The sequence below is a fragment of the Arthrobacter sp. 131MFCol6.1 genome, from assembly GCF_000374925.1.
In the GTDB taxonomy this organism is placed as follows: domain Bacteria; phylum Actinomycetota; class Actinomycetes; order Actinomycetales; family Micrococcaceae; genus Arthrobacter.
In genome coordinates, this window is the sequence record NZ_KB895541.1 from 1,355,771 (window position 1) to 1,375,258 (window position 19,488).

The following is a 19,488-nucleotide window of genomic DNA, read 5'->3' on the forward strand; positions in this document are numbered from 1 at the left end:
CCCCTAAACTAAAATGTGGTCTTCGGGCGAGCCGAAGAACTGAATCTTTGAAGAAGCCAGAAGCTCTTCAGTGGTGATGGGCCAGGTGTGGGACGCCACGTCGGCGCCCCGCATTTGGCAGTAGTTGAAGCGGTCCGCGGAGTACACCCGACCGCCCGACTCGATGACGTCGCCCAGGAAGCGCGAGTCCTCCCCACGCTGCACGGGATGGAAGGGTATGCGCCTGAACGTGTCGGTGGCAGCGAAAATCGTCGGTCCGGAGACTGCTTCCACGAACCGGTGTTCCAGTTGCGGGTTGCGCAGGATCGTAGCACCAGCCCCGGCGAGGTGCATGTAATGCGCCCGCTTTCCCACCACCTCGGCCTCGGAGTACATCATGGCGTTGACCTGGTCGCCCAGGTACATGGGGCTGTAAATGTCGTCGTCATCCCATTTGGTGGAGAACCGGCCATCGGCGCGCGCCACGGCGGCATTCAGGCACTCACCGAGCAGCGTTTGCCCCGGTTCCTGAAGAACCACGACGTCGAGAATCCCGGCTTCCAGGCACTTCCGCCGGAATGCCGCATCGTCGACCTCAAACCCGTGGGCGAGGTAGACCAGTTGGACATCCACGCCCTGCTGGGCGGCGACGCCGGCAATGACATGGTCGAGTTGCTGCGGACGGAAACTAGAGACGAGGACCGATACCTGGGCCCTGGGCGCCGGCGCGGCCAGGGCAGGCCGCGCCGCAGCCGCGATGGACTGTGCCCGGTGGCTGAAGGTGTGTTCCGCCCAGATTCTGCGCTGGGCCTTGTGGACCAGGCGCTGTGCGTAGTCCGGGTTGGCCGTCAGCGCCTTCAACAGGTGCGCGGCATCGTGCCGGTTGTCTGCCGTGGGAATTTCATTGCCCGGGAAGAATTCCGCTATGGCCGCGCTAGGAGTAGAGACCACGCAGGAGCCGGCCGCCGTGATCTCGAAAATGCGCCGGGCACACATCGACGGCGAATCCGTGACGGAGTTGACGTTGAGGAAGACCTTGTACGCCTTATAGGCGGTCAGCATCTGTTTGTAGGACAGGGATCCCACCACGTGCTTCTTGAGGATTCCCGGGAACTGATACTGCGGCTGACTGCCAAGCTGGCGCGAAAAGATTTCAAAGCCTGGACGCTTGCCCGCCGTCGCGTCCACGGCCGCTCCCAGCAAGTACTCCATCTGGCGCCGACGGTCCTCATACTTGTGCGCAAAGTACATTCCAGCGAATGCAATCTCGCGGGCGTGCCAGCCGTGCCGGGGGCGGGCCGGGTTGTGGATGCGGGGCTGCGCGGCAAAGGGCAGCACGGAAATCCGGCTGTGGCCCAGGTCCGCCCGGTAACGGGGAAGCATGTTGGCATCGGTGGTAAAGACGTGGTCGAACAATCTGGCTGCGGGGAGAAAGTCCTCGTAGTGCGGCGGGTCTTCCTTGTTCCAGAAGACCGCAGGAAGCCCGGCCGCCCGGCATCCTTCCACCAATTCCTGGAAGACTGCTGCGGGGCCGGCGGGACCCGTGATTTTGCCCCGCCAGAGTCCGGCGTTACCGGCCCAGGCGGATTCGACCACGACAAAGTCCAGTGCCTCGTCACGCAGCTGCTGGGCCCAGCTGTCCGGCCTGAGCGCCACGACGGTCCACTCGGCGGAGAATGCCGCCGCGGAAAAGTCGTCCATGATGATGCCGACTCGCAGGTCCGGGTTCCGCGGCTGCGCGACGTCAATGGCCGTTTCACGGAAGATCAGGTGCCGGCTGCGTCCCAAGCCGCGCCAAGCACCTTCCGCGCCGCGAACTCCGGACATACTGGCCTCGTCGCGCTCGGCCGTGCTGCGGTGGAGATAGCTCTTGACCTGGGACATGCCGCCCCGGCGGGCGTGCCAAAGTGCGCGGCGCCAGTACGCCGTCTTGTTTCGAAAACTCATTCGCTACCTGGACCGCTTCCAGCCGTTGGGCAGCAGCGTGGTCCGCATTTCCGGAAGGCTTGCCATCAGCTCTGCCCGGATCTGGCGGCCGTAGTCGGCGTTGCCCTCGTTCATGCGCCAAATGAAGTTCCGGTATTCCTTGGCGACGTCGTCCGGGGTTCCGTCCATGATGAAGTCGCCCTTGTCGATCCAGATGGCGCGGTTGCACATGCCCGTAATGGTCCCGAGGCTGTGACTGACAACGAACACGGTTCCGGCCTGGTTGGTCACGTGCTCCATCCTGGCCTTGGAGCGATCTTTGAACTGGGCATCACCGGTGTTGAGTGCTTCATCGATGAGCAGGATCTCGGGGTCCACGGCAGCGGCGATGGCGAAGCGGAGGCGCGCGCCCATGCCCGAGGAATAGGAGTTCATCGGGTGGTAGATCTCGTGCTCCAGGCCGGACATCTCGACAATGTCATCGAACTTGGCATCGATTTCTGCGTGGCTCATGCCCATGGCCAGGCAGCCGAGCCGAATGTTCTGGGCACCGGAGATGGAGCTGATCAGTGCCGCGTTGACACCGAGCAGGATGGGGTTGCTTGAGGCATAGACGGTGCCGGTGTCCGGGATGATCAGCCCGGCAAGGACCTTCATCAGGGTGCTCTTCCCGGACCCGTTCCGGCCGATAATGCCGATGGAGTCACCTTGGTTGGCCACGAAGGAGATCTTGTTCAACGCCCTGGTCTTGACCGCCTTGTCGCCGAGACGGCGGTTCCTCAGGCTACTCAAGACGGAGGAGCGGGCATTGGTCCGCCCTGGAGTCTGGTTCTTGGTCCGGTAAACGACCGAAATGTCGTCCACCACTACTGTTGGCTCGGCGATGTGGTCGCCCGTTACCTCAGACACGTCCATAGCTTTCCTCTCCGCGCCAGAACACAAACAGCCCCGCAGCAACGGAACCCAACGCCCACAGTGCCAGGACAGCCCATGACCGCCAGGCCGGCGTGGTTTCGTAAAGGACCGAGTCACGAATGATCTTGATGACCTGGTAAATCGGGTTGAAGTCCATGATGGTGCGCATGACGGGGTATTTACCGAAGCGGCTCTCGGCAAAGAATACGGCAGAGACATACATCAAGAATCGAATGATGAATGAGAGCAGGTGGCTTAGGTCCGGGATTTTGAGCAGGAGCGGCGCCAGCAACATGCCAATCCCGAGATTGAACAGGAATTGCAGCACGAGCGCCGGAACGATCAGCAACCATCGCCAGGTGATTTCCTCGGCCGGTGCCGTGAAGATGACGAACAACAGCATGACGATCGTCACGGGAACGTTGGAGAGGAACTCCCGCACGTTGACGGCAATGGGCAGGGCCGCCCGCGGAAACTGGAAGGCCCGGATCATTGACGTGTTACTGGTGAGCGACTTGGCTCCGCCCAGAATGGACCGGGTGCTCATCTGGAAGGTAAAGACGCCGATGATCAAGTAGCCAATGAAGTTCTCAATGCCCTTGCTGGTGCCTAGGAATACGCCGAAGATCAGGTAGAAACTCAGGCCGTTCAGCACCGGGGTCAGGACAAGCCACGCGGTACCCAAATGGGTTTTGTCGTTGCCGCTTTGAACCCGCGCGCGGGCGTCGAAGAAGATGAAGCTCCTTCGGTCCCACAGCTGGACCAAGTAATCGAGGAAGTCGGGCCGCTGCCCCACCTTGCTTAGCCGGACGAGGTTGACTGGCACAGAAATCGTGGGTGTCTTGGCCTCGTCCGCCTGGGTCTGCTCCTGGACGCTCATCTGTTAGTTACTCCCAGCATTTCCAACTCTCGTGCCAGGGCAACCGCGTTGGCGGCCCATGTTCTCTCCTGCAACACGCGTTCCCTGCCGGCAGCTCCGAATTTTGCTGCGAGCTGTGTCTCGGAGAGCAGTTCCCGGATCGCCGTGGCGATTGAGACAGGATCCCCCGCCTCCGCTAAAAGGCCGGTTACGCCGTCTTCGACGATTTCCGTCAACGCCGGCAAGTTGCTGGCCACCACGGGCCGGGCACAGGCCATGGCCTCCACGGGTTTGAGCGGTGTCACGGAACGCGTCACCTCCAGGTCCTTGCGCGGCACAACGAAAACATCCAGCGCTTGATGGTACAGGGCCGCCTGGCCCCGAGGCACCCGGCCTGTGAAGATGATGCGGTTGATGAATCCGCTCCGCTGCGCCTGAACCTGCAGCGATGGCATGGAGGAACCGGCTCCAACGATCAGGAGTCGGAGCTGAGGCATGTCCGCCGCAAGCAAAGCAAACGCGGCCATGAGGTCCTCGATCCCTTCATAGGGTACCAAGCTGCTCACCGTGCCGATAAATTGTCCGTCTTCTGCGAGACCGAGCTCACGCCGGGCACTGGCCTTGTCCAGCGGCTCGGTAAGGAAGTCACCGCCAACAGCGTTGGGGGCAATGAGGACCTTGCTCTCCGGGACCCCGGCAGCAACGATGTTGGCCTTCATAGCTGTCCCGAGCGTCAGCACCAGATCAGCATGCTGCATGACTTCTGCTTCCCGGCGCTGAAACATCCGGTACTTTTCGCTGCTCCGGGCCTCGGGCCCGCGGGTGGACGCCCAGGTGTCGGCCAGTTGACCGCGGACCTCGTAGACCCAGGGAATCCCGAGGGCCTGAGCCACGGCACGTACCACGAGTCCGTTGACGTAGTGCGTGGTGGTATGAAGAACGCTCGGCTTGAAGTCCAGGGCCACGGCCAGCAGTTCCTCCGCCTGCTGCTGCAGCCGGGCGTCAATGGACTGGGCCATCGTGCCCGGCAGGAGCCGCTGGTACCGGATCCCGTCCACGGTGTCCGTGGATTTTGCGAGGAGTTTACCGACCTGCACGGGGTAGCCCATCCTGGTGACGGCAAGCACGTCCCAGCCGGCTTCCTGCTGGGCCAGCAACGTCGAGTGGGAGCGCTGGGCATAGCCGCTGGCGGTGTGCGGCAGCGAATTCGTCAGCAGATGAAGAATCCGGCCGGGAACCGGTTCGTAGGGTCGGCGTTCCAGGGAGGGCGATGCATCCGTCAGGATGGCCGCCTCAGCGGCCAGGCGGGCACGTTGCCGCTGTCCCGCCGCTCCTGAGCCATTGAGGGCCTCGACCGCGCCGCTGACGTCGCCGTCATACCAGAGGCGACGTGCCCGGGCCTGTTTGAGACGCTGCGCCGTACTTGCCTTGGTCAGGAAATCGTCGGATAACGCCGGGAGGTTCGCGGCAAGGGCGACGTCGGCCAGGCGTCGCGCCCGCTCCCCCTCGACGGAGCCGTCGGCAGCGATGCGCAGCCGCCGTTCGAGGTCGGCGCCGTCACCGGCGGCGAGGGCCGCGAACAATACGGCCGCGGAGGTGGAGTTCTTCGGCGCCAGCTTGCACAGGCGCTTGGCGAGGGGAAGGACGGCCGAGGGCAGCCTGCGCGAAAGCTGCAGGAACAGGATGACGGGATCGTCTGTCAGGTGTTGGCGGACAACACCCTGGGCCAGCCGGACGTTTTTGAGCAGTTGCATCATCGGTTAGGGCGGGCTTCCGCGAGCAGTTCGGTGATCAGTTCCATGTAGCGGCCGGCGAGTTGCTCGTACTCGGCGTTAGCTTTGACCCACTGGCGGCTGTCGCCGTTGCGGACCAGGCGGCCGCGGTCGGCAGCCAGCTCACGCCACAGTGCCGCCAGCTGTTCCGGATCGCTGGCCACGATGTCGCCGGCCTCGGCGTCCGAGACGATTCGGGCAGCTTCTCCCTTCACCACAGCGGTGACGTGCCGGCCGATCGCCAGAACTTCGTAGGTCTTAGACGGCACGGTGGTCTCAAAGGATTTCCAGTCATCCCGCAGGGAGACGATGCAAGTGTCCGCCGACGCGTAACGTTCCAGCATGGCGTCTCCGGTCAGGGGCGGGTGGAACGTGACAGGGGCTTTCAATTTGCGGGCCAGTTTCTCCAGCGCCGGCCTCTGGGTCCCGTGGCCCACCATGTGCAAGTGCATGGAGTCCCCCACGAGGGCGCTTGCGCGGATGGCGACGTCGAGCTTTTGGCTCTCGCCGTGGTTCCCCAGGTACAAGGCCTCGAAGACGTCCCGCTCGGGCTCCGGCGGCCCGACCACGGGGATGGCATCCAGATGCACTCCGTTGCTGACGGTCGCCACGTTGCGGACACCGCGCGACCGCAGCGTGGCGGCGAAGCCCTCCGTCACCGTGACTACGAGGTCCGCCCGGTGCTGGACGAAGTCCACCACATGCTCCACAACGCTTTTGACACTGCCTTGCACGAGGCGGGCGTCCCGGGCCAGGTCCGGCCAGGCATCACGCATTTCCACTATCAGGGGTACACCGCGCAATTTGGCGACGACATAGCCAGCGGCAAGCGAGGGGAGGCCGGGGGCGGTGACAATGACGACGTCCGGCTTGCGGACCATCATGCCGCCGGGAATCGACAGAAAGGCCGAAAAGCACTGGTCCAGCAGCCGCGCGGCGCGGGAGTTGCCGTGGCGCAGGTAAGGGACGTGGAGAATTTTTTCGGTGAATTGGCCGTTGCGCAGCCGGAACGGCCTGCCAGCCATCCAACGCGGGAGGGCCCGGCGCCCGAAGGGGTAATGTGCCACCGGAGTCACGACGTCGACGTCCCAGCCTGAGTGCGAGAACTCCTTGATCATGGCGGTCCAGCGGCGCTGTGGAGGGCTCTGTTCCGGCCAGTAGGAGTGCGTAATCAGCGTGACCCGCAGGCTTTCACTCACGGGATCAGGCGCAGTCGACTCCACCAGGGCTTCATCCTGCATGGATGTCAGGACTTACCAGTGCGCGGAACGCCGGTGACTTTTTTGGAACCGATGAACCGGAAGTAGGCAAAGCCCATGCCCAGCAGCACCAGTACGGTGATGGCCTGAACGGCCAAGGGGCTGCCCGTGGCAACGGCCACTGCCGCCTGGACCTCCGACTTCACCATGACCGGAGGTTTGGTGGGAGTAGCGATGATGGCGGGCGCCGTGGACTGCGCCGGTGTGGGTGTTGGGGTCGGGGTTTCCGAGGGAGTCTGCTCGGGGACCGGGACAACCGGAGCTACGACGGCCGGCGCTACCGGTACAGGAGCGGGAGTTACCACCGCAGGAGCGGGCGCGGGAACCGGAACAGGTGCTGGCGCGGGAACAGGGGCAGGTGCTGGTGCAGGAGCCGGAGCGGGCGCTGGTGCAGGTGCAGGAGCCGGGGCGGGCGCTGGTGCAGGAGCGGGCGCAGGAGCCGGGGCGGGCGCCGGAGCCGGAACAGGTTCGGGAGGGACCGGAACAGGTTCAGGAGCAGGCTCAGGAGCGGGGTCCGCTGGCTGAAGAGGATCACCGGAGCCGGGCGAAGGAGCCGGCGTCGTGGTCAGGAATCGGACGAGAGGGTGGGGAACGGCTACCGCAGCATTGGCGGCTGTCGCCGTGCCCATGACTGAAGCGGCTAGAAGCAAAGCTCCCAGCCCGATCCTTATGGATTTCTTTCGGCTGCACGACGTCATCGACAGTCCCTCCCCCACAGTGCGAGATTGAATCAGGTGTGCGTTATGCGGCCAACACTAACGTCTTTGTCGGCAGAGCCCCAGAGGTGCACGAGGTCCCAGTCTACTCGAAGGCTAGAGTCAGGCTGTTTCAAGTGATGTTACCCGCACTCCTGAACCCGTAACCGTAGCGCCACGCGGTCCCGGCTAAGCTGGATAAATGCTCCGATTCAGCCGTCCGGTTTCCGCGCGCCTTGCCATTACTTTGGTCACCGTCTCGGCCGCCGTCGCACTTTCATCCTGCTCGCCGGTGGTCGACGTCACGCCCGCCAAGGATGCCGCGAACGCGGCCTGCGCGCCGATGATGCTGGCCCTGCCGGACGCGATCGGCGATGCCAGGCTGCGGAAGACCAATGCCCAGGCCACGGCGGCCTGGGGCGATCCGTCCCAAGTGATTCTGCGCTGCGGGGTAAACGTTCCCGGCCCCACGACGGACCGCTGCGTCAGCGTCAACAACGTCGATTGGGTCATCAAGGAAGGCAACCCCGTGTGGACGTTGACCACGTTCGGCCGGGAACCGGCCACGGAGATCCTGATGGATCCGGACAAGATCAGTTCGGCCACCGTGCTCGCGGACCTCTCCGCCGCCGCGCTGAAGATCCCGGCCACCCGGAAATGCGTCGGGCAAGAGGACCTGCAGGACCTGCCGACAAGCAAATAGGTTCCAGCCGCAGCCGGCGAACCGATTCCACTGTGGCAGAGCCAATTCATGGCCCCACTCTCCGGGACGGAAAGTGGGGCCATGAGCTTTAAACGCTGACGGGCGTTCTGACCTCGATCCTCCACGGCTCGAGGTATCCGATGGAGTGTTCTCCGGCGGCTATGGCCTCGGTCAAATCCGCCTCGATTCGCGGTTCTTCGGCACGGGGTCGCACAATTGGCATCGGGACTCGCTTCCTCGCGATCGCCAGCGTCGCCTTCACGAACTCGGGCGTGCCCTTGTCGACACCGTCCACGAAGAGAGGTGTAAGCAACACGCCACCCTCAGCCAGTGTCAGCTGAACAGCCGCGACGGGGATCTGCCTGGGCTGAACCCCGTACTTCACGCAAATTGCCGCTATGGCACCTGCAGCTTCACCGATTGCTGAAACTGTCGGGTGAACCCGGGTCGCGCCGCTTGCCAGCCGCGAAGTTGAAATGTTCTTCTCCGCCGCAAGGAAGCCGTCGACCCACTCCGGGATTAGGGTTCCCATGGGAATGGGATAGGGGCCGAACGTCTCTCGCACTGGCTTGTCGGCGATGCTCTCGCCCAGGTACTCCTCGAAGTCAATAGGCCGGCGGCCGCCATGCAGATCCGGGTGGTACGTGCCAACCGCGATGCTGTCCGAGCGCCACGGCGCTTCCGTGTGCATAGCCCTGCGGAACATCATCTTTCCGGTCAAAGTGACATCCCCGATGAGGCGACGCGATTCGCGGATATACGGAATAAGAGGCATGTGCTTCTCAATTTCCGAGTAAATCTCCGGCACGTACGGGTTGTGATGCGTCTGGGGTCCGTCGTTGAATCCTTCATCGGTAACCACAGACCAGGGCAGACCCAGTTCATTCTGGAGGTAGTAGATAATGCCAATCGTTTTCAGGATGGCTTCCGACTCGTACTTGAGCCTCGAATCAGGGTCCGTCAGGTAGGTGCCGTGAACCGGGTGATCGTTGTAGTAGTTCAGGTTTGTTCTGGTGACCTCGTCCCACTGGGTTCCGATCTGCATGTTGCTGATCGATAGATCCACGGCCGCGCGGTAGCCGGCGAAACCGTGTGGTCCAAACCTGCCCTTTTTCTGCGGATTCTCCACACCCTGCGGCGGGTAGAAGGTGCGGAAAACTTTAAGCCACCCATCGTAGCCGCGCGGGGCCTCGGTGATCTTCAGGGCTTCCGGGAGACCTTCATCATAACGGCGGATTGTTGCCGTGTAGGTGATGTCCTGAATCCGGCCTTTGTAAGCATTGGAAGGCTGATACGTGAGTCCGTTCGAACGACCGTTCGCTACCCTGTGGGGAACGCCGGCCAGTGCCAGGATTTCGCCGGTTTCAGTCGCATCGATGACAATCTTTCCCATGACGGGACCCGCGGTTGTTTCGATTCCGGTGACCAAAGGGCCGGACCGGTAAGCCCCGGTGAATGCGGTGTTCCGGAGTACGGTGATTCCTTCATCGCGAAGCATCTCGAAAAATACACGCTCGACGACGACCACATTCGGCCCGATGGACCGAAGCAAGTAGTGGCAGACGTTGACCGGGCGTTGCAGCTCTTCGTCATAGATACGAATCACACGTTCCATGATCTCGGACCAGATGCCATGGTCGTTTAGAGCATGGTCGTAGTTGTAAGTGATGTCGAATGCGGACACCCCGGCTGCCGTGCCCTGTCCGCCCAGCATGTGGGTCGGCTCCACTACTATGACGCTGCAACCGCGTCGCGCTGCCGCAATTGCGGCAGCGATGCCTGAAATACCGCCGCCTGCGACGACAACGTCTGCACTGCGGTCCATCGTTTCAGGAATTTCAAGCCAGGCGGCTGCCTGTTCAGGTGTTCTAGGATCAATGAGATTTGCGATTGCGCCGTCGGGATAGATCTTGAATCTTTCCGCCGGCTTGTAGATGCTCGAGGTCATTCGCTAATCCTAGCGCCGGCCGGCAAGCACCTTTGGCTGATTCAGACGGCCTGCCGCCCCCGGTACGCCCTACCGTCAGAAGGGCCTAGCGCAGGCCGGTCTTGCGGTGCAGGGCCAGGTGGATCAGCTCGTCAATCAGATCGGCGTAGCCCAGCCCTGAGGCCTTCCACATCTGCGGGTACATGCTCTTGGGCGTAAACCCGGGCATCGTGTTGATCTCGTTGATGATCAGTTCGCCATCAGGGGTGTAGAAGAAGTCAACCCGGCTCAGTCCCTCGCCGCCGAGGGCGTCGAAGGCGACGGCGGCCAGTTCCCGAACCCTGGTGATCGCTTCTTCGGGGAGGTCGGCCGGGCAGCTGAGGGCCGCGGCGTCGTCCACATATTTGGCGTTGAAGTCATAGAACTCGTGCCCGCCGCCCGCGACGGAGATCTCGCCCGGCATCGATGTCCGGGGAGCATCGGTCCCCCGGCCCTCCAGCACGGCGCATTCGATCTCACGGCCCGTGATGCCGGCCTCGATGACCAGTTTAGGGTCGTGCTCGCGGGCGATCTCTATGGCGGCGTCGAGGCCCTCGAGGGAGTCCACCTTGGAGATGCCCATGGAAGACCCTGCCCGGGCGGGCTTGACGAAGACCGGGAAGCCGAGCTGGTCCACGCGCTTGCGGACGGTCTCGGGATCGTTGCGCCACTGCCGGTCGGTCACGGCGATGTAGGGTCCCACGTGGAGCCCGGCCGATTCAAAGACCACCTTCATGAAGTGTTTGTCCATGCCGACGGCGGACGCGAGCACGCCCGCGCCCACGTATCGGGTGTCGGACAGTTCCAGGAGGCCCTGGATGGTTCCGTCTTCGCCGAAGGGGCCGTGCAGCAGCGGGAAGACGACGTCGACGGCGCCGAGCTCCTGCGGAACAGTATTCGGGGCTGCGACGATCAGCTGGTGCTCGCCGCCGATCTCGGCCAGGGTCACGGTCTGCGCCGAGGGTGCCACCTCGGGCAACGACGAGGCGGAGAGCGACCACTCGTCGGTCCCGCCGGAGGCCAAAACCCACTGGCCGGTCTTGGCGATCCCGATCGGGATGACGTCGTACTTGTCCTTGTCGATGGCGCCCAGCACCCCGGCAGCTGTCACGCAGCTGACGGCGTGCTCGCTGGAGCGGCCGCCGAACAGCACCGCCACGCGGGGCTTGGGCTGGCCCTTACGGCCTTCTGTGCTCATGTTGTTCTCTGACACTCTCAGTGATCGCCTTCGGGTTTCAGGTCCCGGGACAGCAGCAGCGGCCCCAGTTCGTCTACGGACAGTTTTCCGGCAAGGACCGCGACGACGGCGGCCGTGATCGGCATATCGACGCCGAGCTTTCCGGCAAGTTCGTGGACCGCCTGGCTGGACTTGATGCCTTCGGCCGTTTGCTTCATTTCGGCGGTGACCTGCTCGAGCGTCAGCCCCTTGCCCAGCAGTCTGCCGGCCGTGTGGTTTCGGGACAGGGGTGAGGAACAGGTGGCTACCAGGTCACCCAGTCCGGCAAGCCCCGCCATGGTCCGGGCTTCGCCGCCCAGCGCGAGTGTCAGCCGGGAGGTCTCCGCCAGGCCGCGGGTGATGACCGAGGCCTTGGTGTTGTCGCCCATCTGCTTGCCTTCACAGATGCCGACGGCCAGGGCAATGATGTTCTTGACGATCCCGCCGATTTCGACGCCGATCACGTCGCTCGTGGTGTACGGGCGGAAATAGGGCGCGGTGCAGCTGCGCGCGATCCAGCCTGCGGTGACCGGTTCCGTGCAGGCCACGACGGATGCCGTTGGCTCTTCCCGGGCGATCTCCATGGCCAGGTTGGGGCCGGATACCACGGCGACTCGGTCCGCAGGCAGGTCCAGCTCCGTGCAAATGACCTCGCTCATACGGGCGTCCGTGTGGAGCTCGAGGCCCTTCATCAGGGACACCACGACGGCCCCGGGCGCCAGATGCTCCTTCCAGGCCTTCAGTTGCGGCCGCAGGGTTTGTGCCGGCACGGCCAGAATGACCAGCTCCGCGCCCGCCAGGACCTCGGAAACGTCCTTCGACGCCGTGATGCTGGACGGCAGCGTGATGCCCTTCAGATACTGCTCGTTGCGGTGCATGGTGTTGATCTGGTCCACGACTTCGGGCCGCCGGCCCCAGAGACGGATGTCTCGTTCGACGCCGGAGGCTGTGGCGGCGTCGGCCACGACCTTGGCGAAAGTCGTGCCCCAGGAGCCTGCCCCCAGGACGGCCACTGTGGCGGCGGACCCGGATTCGCGGTTGGCTGACATCGCCAAATCCGCCGTCACGCTGTGACGTCCGGGTCTATACGGCCGTGCGTTGGCTGGTTGTGCGCTGCTGGGTTCCACCGCTCGGCGGGCGGTTGTTCTCCGCGCAGTCCCGCCAGGAGGCCAGTGATGGCGTCCATGATGGCATTCGTGGCTGCGTCGAGCGTTGCCTTGTCCAGCGGGCGGCCCTCAAAGGCGCTCAGGTCCACGGGATCCCCGACCACGAGGCGGGAAGTCTTGCGGGGGAAAATGTAGAAACGCTTCGCATACCGCGGGAAGACCTCTTGAGCACCCCAGTGGGCGATAGGCACCACGGGAATGCCGCTCTCCAGCGCCATGCGCGCCGCACCGGTATGCCCCTTCATCGGCCAGAGTGCCGGGTCCCGGGTCAGGGTTCCCTCCGGGTAGATGATAATCGCCCCGCCTTCGCTCACGATCTCTTTGGCGAGTTGCAGCGAACGGTTCGCCCCCGTCGTCGAACGTTCCACCGGGATCTGTTTGGTGGACCGCAGGACAGCGCCCAGTACCGGCACCTTGAAGAGGCCGGCCTTGGCGAGGAAATGCGGCATCCGTTTCTGGTTGTAGAGCATGTGCCCCACCACGAGCGGGTCGATCTCAGTGCAGTGGTTGGGCGCGGCAATGAAGCCCCCGGCGGGGAGCTTTTCGAGGCCTTCCCACTTCTTTCCCATGAGGAGGTTCATCACGGGACGGATAATCCCGGCGACTGTCACGAACGTGACGTGGCTCTTGGCCGATTCCTTCACAGGTCCCCCGCTACTTGACCGAGGTGATGTCGAAATCGGCGCCGAGGCCCGCGAGCTTCTCGGTAAAGCGCTCGTAGCCGCGGTTGATGATGTCGATTCCCGTGACGCGGGAGGTGCCGGTGGCGGCCAGGGCGGCAATGAGGTGGCTGAATCCGCCGCGCAGGTCCGGCACGTCGATGTCGGTGCCCTTGAGCTGCGCCGGACCGGAGATGACGGCGGAGTGCAGGAAGTTGCGCTGCCCGAAGCGGCACGGCACGCTGCCGAGGCACTCGCGGTGGACCTGGATATTGGCGCCCATGCGGATCAGTGCATCGGTGAAACCGAACCTGTTCTCATACACGGTCTCGTGGACGATCGAAACGCCCTCGGCCTGGGTCAGTGCGACGATGAGCGGCTGCTGCCAGTCCGTCATGAAACCGGGGTGCACGTCTGTTTCGAGGACCAGGGGGTTGAGCTTGCCGCCGCGGTGGTAGAAGCGGATGCCGTCGTCGCCGATGTCCATGCCGCCGCCGACCTTGCGGTACGTGTTCAGGAAGGTCATCATGTCGCGCTGCGTGGCGCCTTCGACAAAGATGTCGCCGCGGGTGACCAAGGCCGCGGAAGCCCAGGAGGCGGACTCGTTGCGGTCCGAGAGGGCGCGGTGGTTGTAGCCGCCGAGGTCCCGGACCCCTTCGATGCGGATGGTGCGGTCAGTCTGGACGCTAATGATGGCGCCCATCTTCTGCAGCACCGCGATGAGGTCCACGATTTCCGGCTCGGTGGCCGCCCCGGAGAGTTCGGTGATGCCTTCGGCGCGCGTGGCGCTCAGCAGGACCTGCTCGGTGGCGCCCACGGACGGGTAGGGCAGCGCAATCTTGGCGCCCTTGAGCCCGTTGGGCGCGGAGATGTGGATGCCGCCGGGGCGCTTTTCCACGACGGCGCCGAACTGGCGCAGGACATTGAGGTGGTAGTCGATCGGACGGTCGCCGATCTTGCAGCCACCCAGGTCCGGAATGAAGGCCTCGCCGATGGCGTGGATCAGCGGCCCGCACAGCAGGATCGGGATGCGCGAATCGCCGGCGTGGGCGTCGATGGCCGTGCTGGAGGCCGTCTTGGCGCCCTTCGGGTCAAGCGTCAGATCGCCGGTCACGGGATCCTTGTCGACCCTGACGCCGTGGAGCTGGAGCAGGCTCGTGACAACCTCGACGTCCTTGATTTCAGGCACGTTGCGCAACACCGATGGCTCGTTGCCCAAAAGGGCAGCAACCATGGCCTTGGGGACAAGATTCTTGGCCCCGCGAACGGTGACGCGGCCAGTTAGCGGGACGCCTCCGCGGATTGTCAGAACACTACTCATATACCGGTTTCCTCACGACTACTCGCCCCCGAATCCTTACAAAGGCTCCAGCTAAGCATAGGAGCATCCGTTACCGATCTGAAATACAGAGCGGTTCCAGCGGCCTCGTGTTGGCCCTGTCGGCACGGATGCGGCACCGCTTTCGGGCCTGCGGACGGTGCGTCGGGTGGGCGCAGAGGGCCCTCCGGGTGGGACCGAAGATAGAACCGGCTCCTCCGAAGAGGAGAACCCTTCGAATACGATCGTGAGATGCCTCGCCTTATCGCTCCGGACGTCAGTTATCACTCCTCTTGGCTGGAAGGATCCGCCGAATTTGACGGTGCCCACCGGGACGGCGCGGGTGCGGAGGACTGGCCACTGGAAGAACTCGTTGACGACCACTCGTTCCGCCGCTTCGTCGATTCCCTGGTCAACGATGCCCGGCCGGAGAGCCCGCGGAAACCAGGGTACGTACCCTGCACGTACCTGTGGATCATGGACGGTGACACCTTTCTTGGCTCATTGGCCATCCGGCACGAGCTGAACGATTTCCTCCTCAACGAGGGTGGGCACATCGGCTATAGCGTGAGGCCTTCCGCACGGCGCCGCGGCCACGCAGCTGCTGCTTTGGCCAGCGCCCTGCCAATTGCCCTAGAACTGGGCATCTCCCGGATTCTCCTGACTTGCGATGAAGATAACGCCGGTTCCCGGGCCACCATCGAAAAGAACAGCGGCGTCTACGAAGACAGCCGCAACGGCAAACGCCGCTACTGGATCGAGCCCGCCTAACCGGAAGCACATGTAGAGGGAACAACCTGATTGTCGTGCCCCAGAGGAGACTGGTTTCGTGGACGGCAATCAGGGGCCCGACGCGGTTCCGGCGGGGCACGGCGGCGCCGGCCTCGGCCGCGCCCGGGGCGGAGCGGCCGGCGGGCGGGGTATCGGCGCCACGGGTGGCGGTGCCGGAGTGTGTAATGCCGCCATCGGTGCGGTGACCACCCACGGGTCGCCGCGGTCTGTCCGCCCGTCTCTGTCTCCGCTAAATGTCCGTCCCCCGGAGGAGACTGTATTCATGGACGGCAATCAGGGGCCCGAAGTGGTTCGGGCAGGACACGGCGACGGCGGCTTCGGCCGCGCCGGGAGCCGTGCCGCCGCCGGCTGGGCGCCGGACCGGGCCCCATGGACACGGCCGTCGCCGACGTGGCGGACCTGGCGGTCCTGCTGGCTGCCGTCGGCCCGGCCGCGGACAGTGCCGGGATCATTGACCGGATCCGGGAACTGGAAGACCAGAAATCCGCCGCGTCCGCGGAACAGGCCCGGCTCGCCGTGGCCTTCGACCTGCTCCAGCGCCGCGAACAAGCCCGGCTCGGCGTCCCGGCCGAGAAGCTCGGCGCCGGGATCGGCGCGCAACTCGCCCTCGCCCGGCGCGAATCCCCGGCCAGGGGCGGCCGGCTCCTGGGCCTGGCCAAAGCCCTCGTGACCGAAATGCCCCACACCCTCGCCGCCCTGCAGACCGGGCAGCTCAACGAATGGCGCGCCACCCTGCTCGTGCGCGAAACCGCCTGCCTGACCCCCGCCGACCGGGCCGCCGTCGACGCCGATCTCGCCGCTGACACCGGAACGTTCGCCGGCGCCGGGGACCGGTCCCTGGTCGCGGCGGCCCAGGCCGCTGCCTACCGGCGTGACCCCCGCACCGTGACCGAACGCGCCGCGCCCGCCGTATCCGACCGGCACGTCAGCCTCCGCCCGGCCCCCGACACCATGTGCCACCTGACCGCCCTGCTGCCCGTGACCGCCGGCGTCGCCGACTACAAGGCCCTCACCGTGCACGCCGACACCCTCCGCGCGGCCGGGGATCCGCGGGGCCGCGGGCAACTGATGGCCGATGCCATGGTCGAACGCACCACCGGCACCCCCGGCGGGATCAGCGGCATCGAGATCCAGGTCATCATGACCGACCGCACCCCGTTCCAGGGAGACGCCGAACCCGCCCGGCTCACCGGCTACGGCACCGTCCCCGCCGGCTGGGCCCGCGCCCTCATCAACCCGGCCCCGGGCAGGGCACACAGCGGCGAGGGCGGCACTCCCCCGGGGCACAGTGGTCCCCCTGGGCCCGGCGCCGCGGCCACCAACACAGACACAAACGTTGACGGCCAGTCCGGCAGCCCCATCAGAACCGGTGACGCGTCCCGGGCCGCCGATGACCCCGCGTTCACCCTCTGGCTCCGCCGGCTCTACACCCACCCGCGCACCGGCGAGCTCGTCGCCATGGACTCCCGCGCCCGGCTCTTCCCACCCGGCCTGCGCCGCTTCATCCAAACCAGGGACGACACCTGCCGCACCCCCTACTGCGACGCCCCGATCCGCCACCTGGACCACATCATCCCCTGGCACACCGGCGGCCCGACCACCACAGACAACGGCGCCGGCCTCTGCGAAGCCTGCAACCACACCAAAGAAACCCCCGGCTGGACTGCACGCCCCCGGCCCTGAAGCCGAACCCGGCAACGGCAGAAGCAGGCACACTATCGAGCTCACCACCCCCACCGGCCACACCTACCACTCCACCGCACCACCCCTGCCGGGGACGCCGCTTCGCCCATCAGCCACAGATCAGCCAAGGCCCCGCCAGCTTCACCTGATCCGGGTTCGGGCGAAGGCCCTCAAGAGCCGCAAACGCGTTGCCGTCCCGGCGGCCTGAGCGCGGTGAGTGCCGAACAAAACACGGGCACCGCACAAACACGAGTGCCGCCGTCGAGTCTTGCAACTCGACGGCGGCACGTCATTACCAGGCGCATCACCAGGCGGCTTCCCGAAGTTCGGAGGCTCGGAGCCCCCCGGCCCATGCCCCAGAAGTCTCAGGTCTGGGACTTTAAGACAACCGGGCAGGCAGCGTCTTGGGCTTGAAGGAAGGCCGGGTGGCCTCGTACGCGGTGATATCGGGTTCGTGCTTCAGGGTCAGCCCGATGTCGTCCAGGCCCTCCAGGAGGCGCCACCGTGTGTAGTCGTCAATCTCGAACGGCGCCACAATGTTGCCGCACTGCACGGTCTTGGACACGAGGTCCACCGTGACCTCGGTGCCCGGGGCGTTCTCTAGTTCCTTCCAAATGAGCTCGATGTCGTCCTGGGCGACCTCGGCGGCGAGCAGACCCTGCTTGCCGGAGTTGCCCCGGAAAATGTCGGCAAAGCGGGAGGACAGGACCGTCTTGAAGCCGAAGTCCTTCAGCGCCCAGACGGCGTGCTCGCGGGAGGAACCCGTGCCGAAGTCGGGACCGGCCACCAGAACGGATCCTGCGTTGAACGGTGCCTGGTTCAGGATGAAGGACGGGTCCTTGCGCCATGCGGCGAAGAGGGCGTCCTCGAATCCGGTACGCGTGATGCGCTTGAGGTACACGGCGGGGATGATCTGGTCCGTGTCGACGTTGCTCTGGCGCAGCGGGACACCGATTCCGGTGTGAGTGGTGAACTTTTCCATGGCGGATCCTTCGGGACTGTATGGATCGAGGCTGTGTGGATCGAGGCTTCGGATCTGGGCGGGGAAGGCGGTGACTACGCGGCGGAAACTACGCGGCGTCGACTCGGACCGCCGCGGACTCCGGAGCAGGGTCCAGATCCGACGGCGAACTCAGGGTGCCGCGGACCGCCGTCGCCGCAGCGACAACCGGCGAGACGAGGTGGGTGCGGCCACCCTTGCCCTGGCGCCCCTCGAAGTTGCGGTTGGACGTGGAGGCGCAGCGCTCCCCCACCTCCAGCTGGTCCGGGTTCATGCCCAGGCACATGGAGCAGCCGGCAAAGCGCCATTCGGCCCCGAAGTCCTTGAAGACCTTGTCCAGGCCCTCGGCTTCAGCCTCGAGCCGGACGCGGGCGGAACCGGGCACCACCAGCATCCGCACGGCAGGGTCCTTGGTCCGGCCCCGGATGATGTCGGCGGCGGCCCGGAGGTCCTCCATCCGGGAATTCGTGCAGGAGCCCAGGAACACCGTGTCCACCCGGATGTCCTTCATCGGGGTGCCCGCCTCGAGGCCCATGTACTGCAGGGCGCGTTCGGCGGCGGCTTTGGCGTTCTCATCGCCGAAGTCATCCGGCGAGGGCACCTTTGCGGACAGGGACACGCCCTGGCCCGGGTTGGTTCCCCACGTCACGAACGGTTCCAGGGTGTCGGCGTCGAGGTCCACCTCGACGTCGAACGCTGCGTCGTCGTCCGTGTGCAGCGTGTTCCAGTATTCGACGGCGGCATCCCAGTCGGCGCCCTCGGGCGCATGCGGGCGGCCGTGCATGTAGTCGTACGTGGTCTGGTCCGGAGCCACCAGCCCGGCGCGGGCGCCGGCCTCGATGGACATGTTGCAGATGGTCATCCGGGCTTCCATGGACAGCGCACGGATGGCGGAGCCGCGGTATTCCAGCACGTAGCCCTGCCCGCCGCCGGTGCCGATCTTGGCGATGACGGCCAGGATGATGTCCTTGGCGCTCACGCCGGGGCGCAGCGTGCCCTCAACGTTGATGGCCATGGTCTTGAACGGCTTCAGGGACAGCGTCTGGGTGGCCATGACGTGCTCCACCTCGGAGGTGCCGATGCCCATGGCGAGCGCCCCGAAGGCGCCGTGCGTTGAGGTGTGCGAGTCGCCGCAGACCACGGTCATGCCGGGCTGCGTGAGGCCCAGCTGGGGGCCCACCACGTGCACGATTCCCTGCTCGGCGTCGCCGAGGGAGTGCAGGCGGACGCCGAACTCCTGGCAGTTGTTGCGCAGGGTCTGGATCTGGGTCCGGCTGGTGAGATCGGCAATTGGCTTGTCGATATCCAGCGTGGGAGTGTTGTGGTCCTCGGTGGCGATGGTGAGGTCCGGCCGGCGCAGCTTGCGGCCGGGGAGCCGCAGACCTTCAAAGGCCTGCGGCGACGTCACCTCGTGCACGAGGTGGAGGTCAATGAAGAGGAGATCCGGCTGGGCGTTGGCTCCTTCGCCGTCCCCCTTGCGCACAACGTGCGCGTCCCAGACTTTCTCGGCCAGTGTCTTTGCCACGGCCTGCTCCCTTCACTGCGGTAAGTATTGTGCGTTCCGACGGACTATCTCTTCC

The 19,488-nt window shown here is 65.1% G+C and carries 16 protein-coding genes and 1 pseudogene; 3 read left to right on the forward strand and 14 right to left on the reverse strand.

Annotation, left to right across the window (positions count from 1 at the left end; genetic code table 11):
* Window positions 1–3: 3 nt before the first annotated feature.
* The 7 genes from C566_RS0106325 to C566_RS22060 all read right to left on the reverse strand — a co-directional run bounded on the left by C566_RS0106325 (window position 4) and on the right by C566_RS22060 (window position 7,245).
* The gene (locus C566_RS0106325; RefSeq protein WP_026266444.1) at window positions 4–1,926 is read right to left on the reverse strand and encodes a glycosyltransferase; all 1,923 of its coding nucleotides are present in this window, start codon (window positions 1,924–1,926) and stop codon (window positions 4–6) included.
* Between the two features lie 3 nt (window positions 1,927–1,929).
* Window positions 1,930–2,820, reverse strand: coding sequence for an ATP-binding cassette domain-containing protein (locus C566_RS0106330; protein WP_018773499.1), 891 nt, complete (start codon window positions 2,818–2,820; stop codon window positions 1,930–1,932).
* Window positions 2,807–3,700 carry an ABC transporter permease gene (locus tag C566_RS0106335; protein ID WP_018773500.1) on the reverse strand — a complete coding sequence of 298 codons (894 nt, stop codon included), beginning with the start codon at window positions 3,698–3,700 and terminating at the stop codon, window positions 2,807–2,809. The genes C566_RS0106330 and C566_RS0106335 overlap by 14 nt, the downstream gene beginning before the upstream one ends.
* Window positions 3,697–5,433 carry a glycosyltransferase family 4 protein gene (locus C566_RS0106340; protein ID WP_231386260.1) on the reverse strand — a complete coding sequence of 579 codons (1,737 nt, stop codon included), beginning with the start codon at window positions 5,431–5,433 and terminating at the stop codon, window positions 3,697–3,699. Before C566_RS0106340 ends, C566_RS0106335 begins: the two co-directional genes overlap by 4 nt.
* On the reverse strand, window positions 5,433–6,692 hold the full coding sequence (locus C566_RS0106345; protein WP_018773502.1) for a glycosyltransferase family 4 protein: 1,260 nt from the start codon (window positions 6,690–6,692) through the stop codon (window positions 5,433–5,435). Before C566_RS0106345 ends, C566_RS0106340 begins: the two co-directional genes overlap by 1 nt.
* A 5-nt stretch (window positions 6,693–6,697) precedes the next feature.
* Window positions 6,698–6,859: a hypothetical protein gene (locus C566_RS22640; protein WP_018773503.1), complete on the reverse strand. Its 162-nt coding sequence runs from the start codon at window positions 6,857–6,859 to the stop codon at window positions 6,698–6,700.
* Between the two features lie 149 nt (window positions 6,860–7,008).
* The gene (locus C566_RS22060) at window positions 7,009–7,245 is read right to left on the reverse strand and encodes a hypothetical protein (RefSeq protein ID WP_018773504.1); all 237 of its coding nucleotides are present in this window, start codon (window positions 7,243–7,245) and stop codon (window positions 7,009–7,011) included.
* 362 nt (window positions 7,246–7,607) lie between these two features.
* On the opposite strand from C566_RS22060, the gene C566_RS0106360 reads away from it, so the two are divergent.
* Entirely contained in the window at window positions 7,608–8,108 is a 501-nt protein-coding gene (locus tag C566_RS0106360; protein WP_018773505.1) for a DUF3515 family protein, read from the forward strand.
* Between the two features lie 88 nt (window positions 8,109–8,196).
* Here C566_RS0106360 and C566_RS0106365 read toward each other — a convergent pair whose 3' ends face one another.
* The 5 genes from C566_RS0106365 to murA all read right to left on the reverse strand — a co-directional run bounded on the left by C566_RS0106365 (window position 8,197) and on the right by murA (window position 14,436).
* Window positions 8,197–10,056, reverse strand: a complete 1,860-nt coding sequence (locus C566_RS0106365) for an FAD-dependent oxidoreductase (RefSeq protein WP_018773506.1) — start codon at window positions 10,054–10,056, stop codon at window positions 8,197–8,199.
* An 85-nt stretch (window positions 10,057–10,141) separates the two neighbouring features.
* Window positions 10,142–11,272, reverse strand: coding sequence for a D-alanine--D-alanine ligase (locus tag C566_RS0106370; protein WP_018773507.1), 1,131 nt, complete (start codon window positions 11,270–11,272; stop codon window positions 10,142–10,144).
* Between the two features lie 17 nt (window positions 11,273–11,289).
* Window positions 11,290–12,339: an NAD(P)H-dependent glycerol-3-phosphate dehydrogenase gene (locus C566_RS0106375; RefSeq protein WP_018773508.1), complete on the reverse strand. Its 1,050-nt coding sequence runs from the start codon at window positions 12,337–12,339 to the stop codon at window positions 11,290–11,292.
* Window positions 12,340–12,353: 14 nt separating this feature from the next.
* Window positions 12,354–13,100 carry a lysophospholipid acyltransferase family protein gene (locus C566_RS0106380; protein ID WP_018773509.1) on the reverse strand — a complete coding sequence of 249 codons (747 nt, stop codon included), beginning with the start codon at window positions 13,098–13,100 and terminating at the stop codon, window positions 12,354–12,356.
* Between the two features lie 10 nt (window positions 13,101–13,110).
* On the reverse strand, window positions 13,111–14,436 hold the full coding sequence (gene murA, locus C566_RS0106385; RefSeq protein WP_026266446.1) for a UDP-N-acetylglucosamine 1-carboxyvinyltransferase: 1,326 nt from the start codon (window positions 14,434–14,436) through the stop codon (window positions 13,111–13,113).
* Window positions 14,437–14,685: 249 nt separating this feature from the next.
* Between murA and C566_RS0106390 the strand changes: the two genes are divergently transcribed.
* Both C566_RS0106390 and C566_RS21000 read left to right on the forward strand, forming a co-directional pair.
* The gene (locus C566_RS0106390; RefSeq protein WP_018773511.1) at window positions 14,686–15,204 is read left to right on the forward strand and encodes a GNAT family N-acetyltransferase; all 519 of its coding nucleotides are present in this window, start codon (window positions 14,686–14,688) and stop codon (window positions 15,202–15,204) included.
* A 390-nt stretch (window positions 15,205–15,594) separates the two neighbouring features.
* A pseudogene (locus tag C566_RS21000) lies at window positions 15,595–17,116 on the forward strand (HNH endonuclease).
* Between the two features lie 171 nt (window positions 17,117–17,287).
* Here the strand turns inward: C566_RS21000 and leuD are convergent.
* Complete coding sequence (gene leuD, locus C566_RS0106400) at window positions 17,288–17,890, reverse strand: 3-isopropylmalate dehydratase small subunit (protein ID WP_018773513.1); 603 nt, start codon at window positions 17,888–17,890, stop codon at window positions 17,288–17,290.
* 88 nt (window positions 17,891–17,978) lie between these two features.
* Window positions 17,979–19,433, reverse strand: a complete 1,455-nt coding sequence (gene leuC / locus C566_RS0106405; RefSeq protein ID WP_018773514.1) for a 3-isopropylmalate dehydratase large subunit — start codon at window positions 19,431–19,433, stop codon at window positions 17,979–17,981.
* Between the last annotated feature and the right edge of the window lie 55 nt (window positions 19,434–19,488).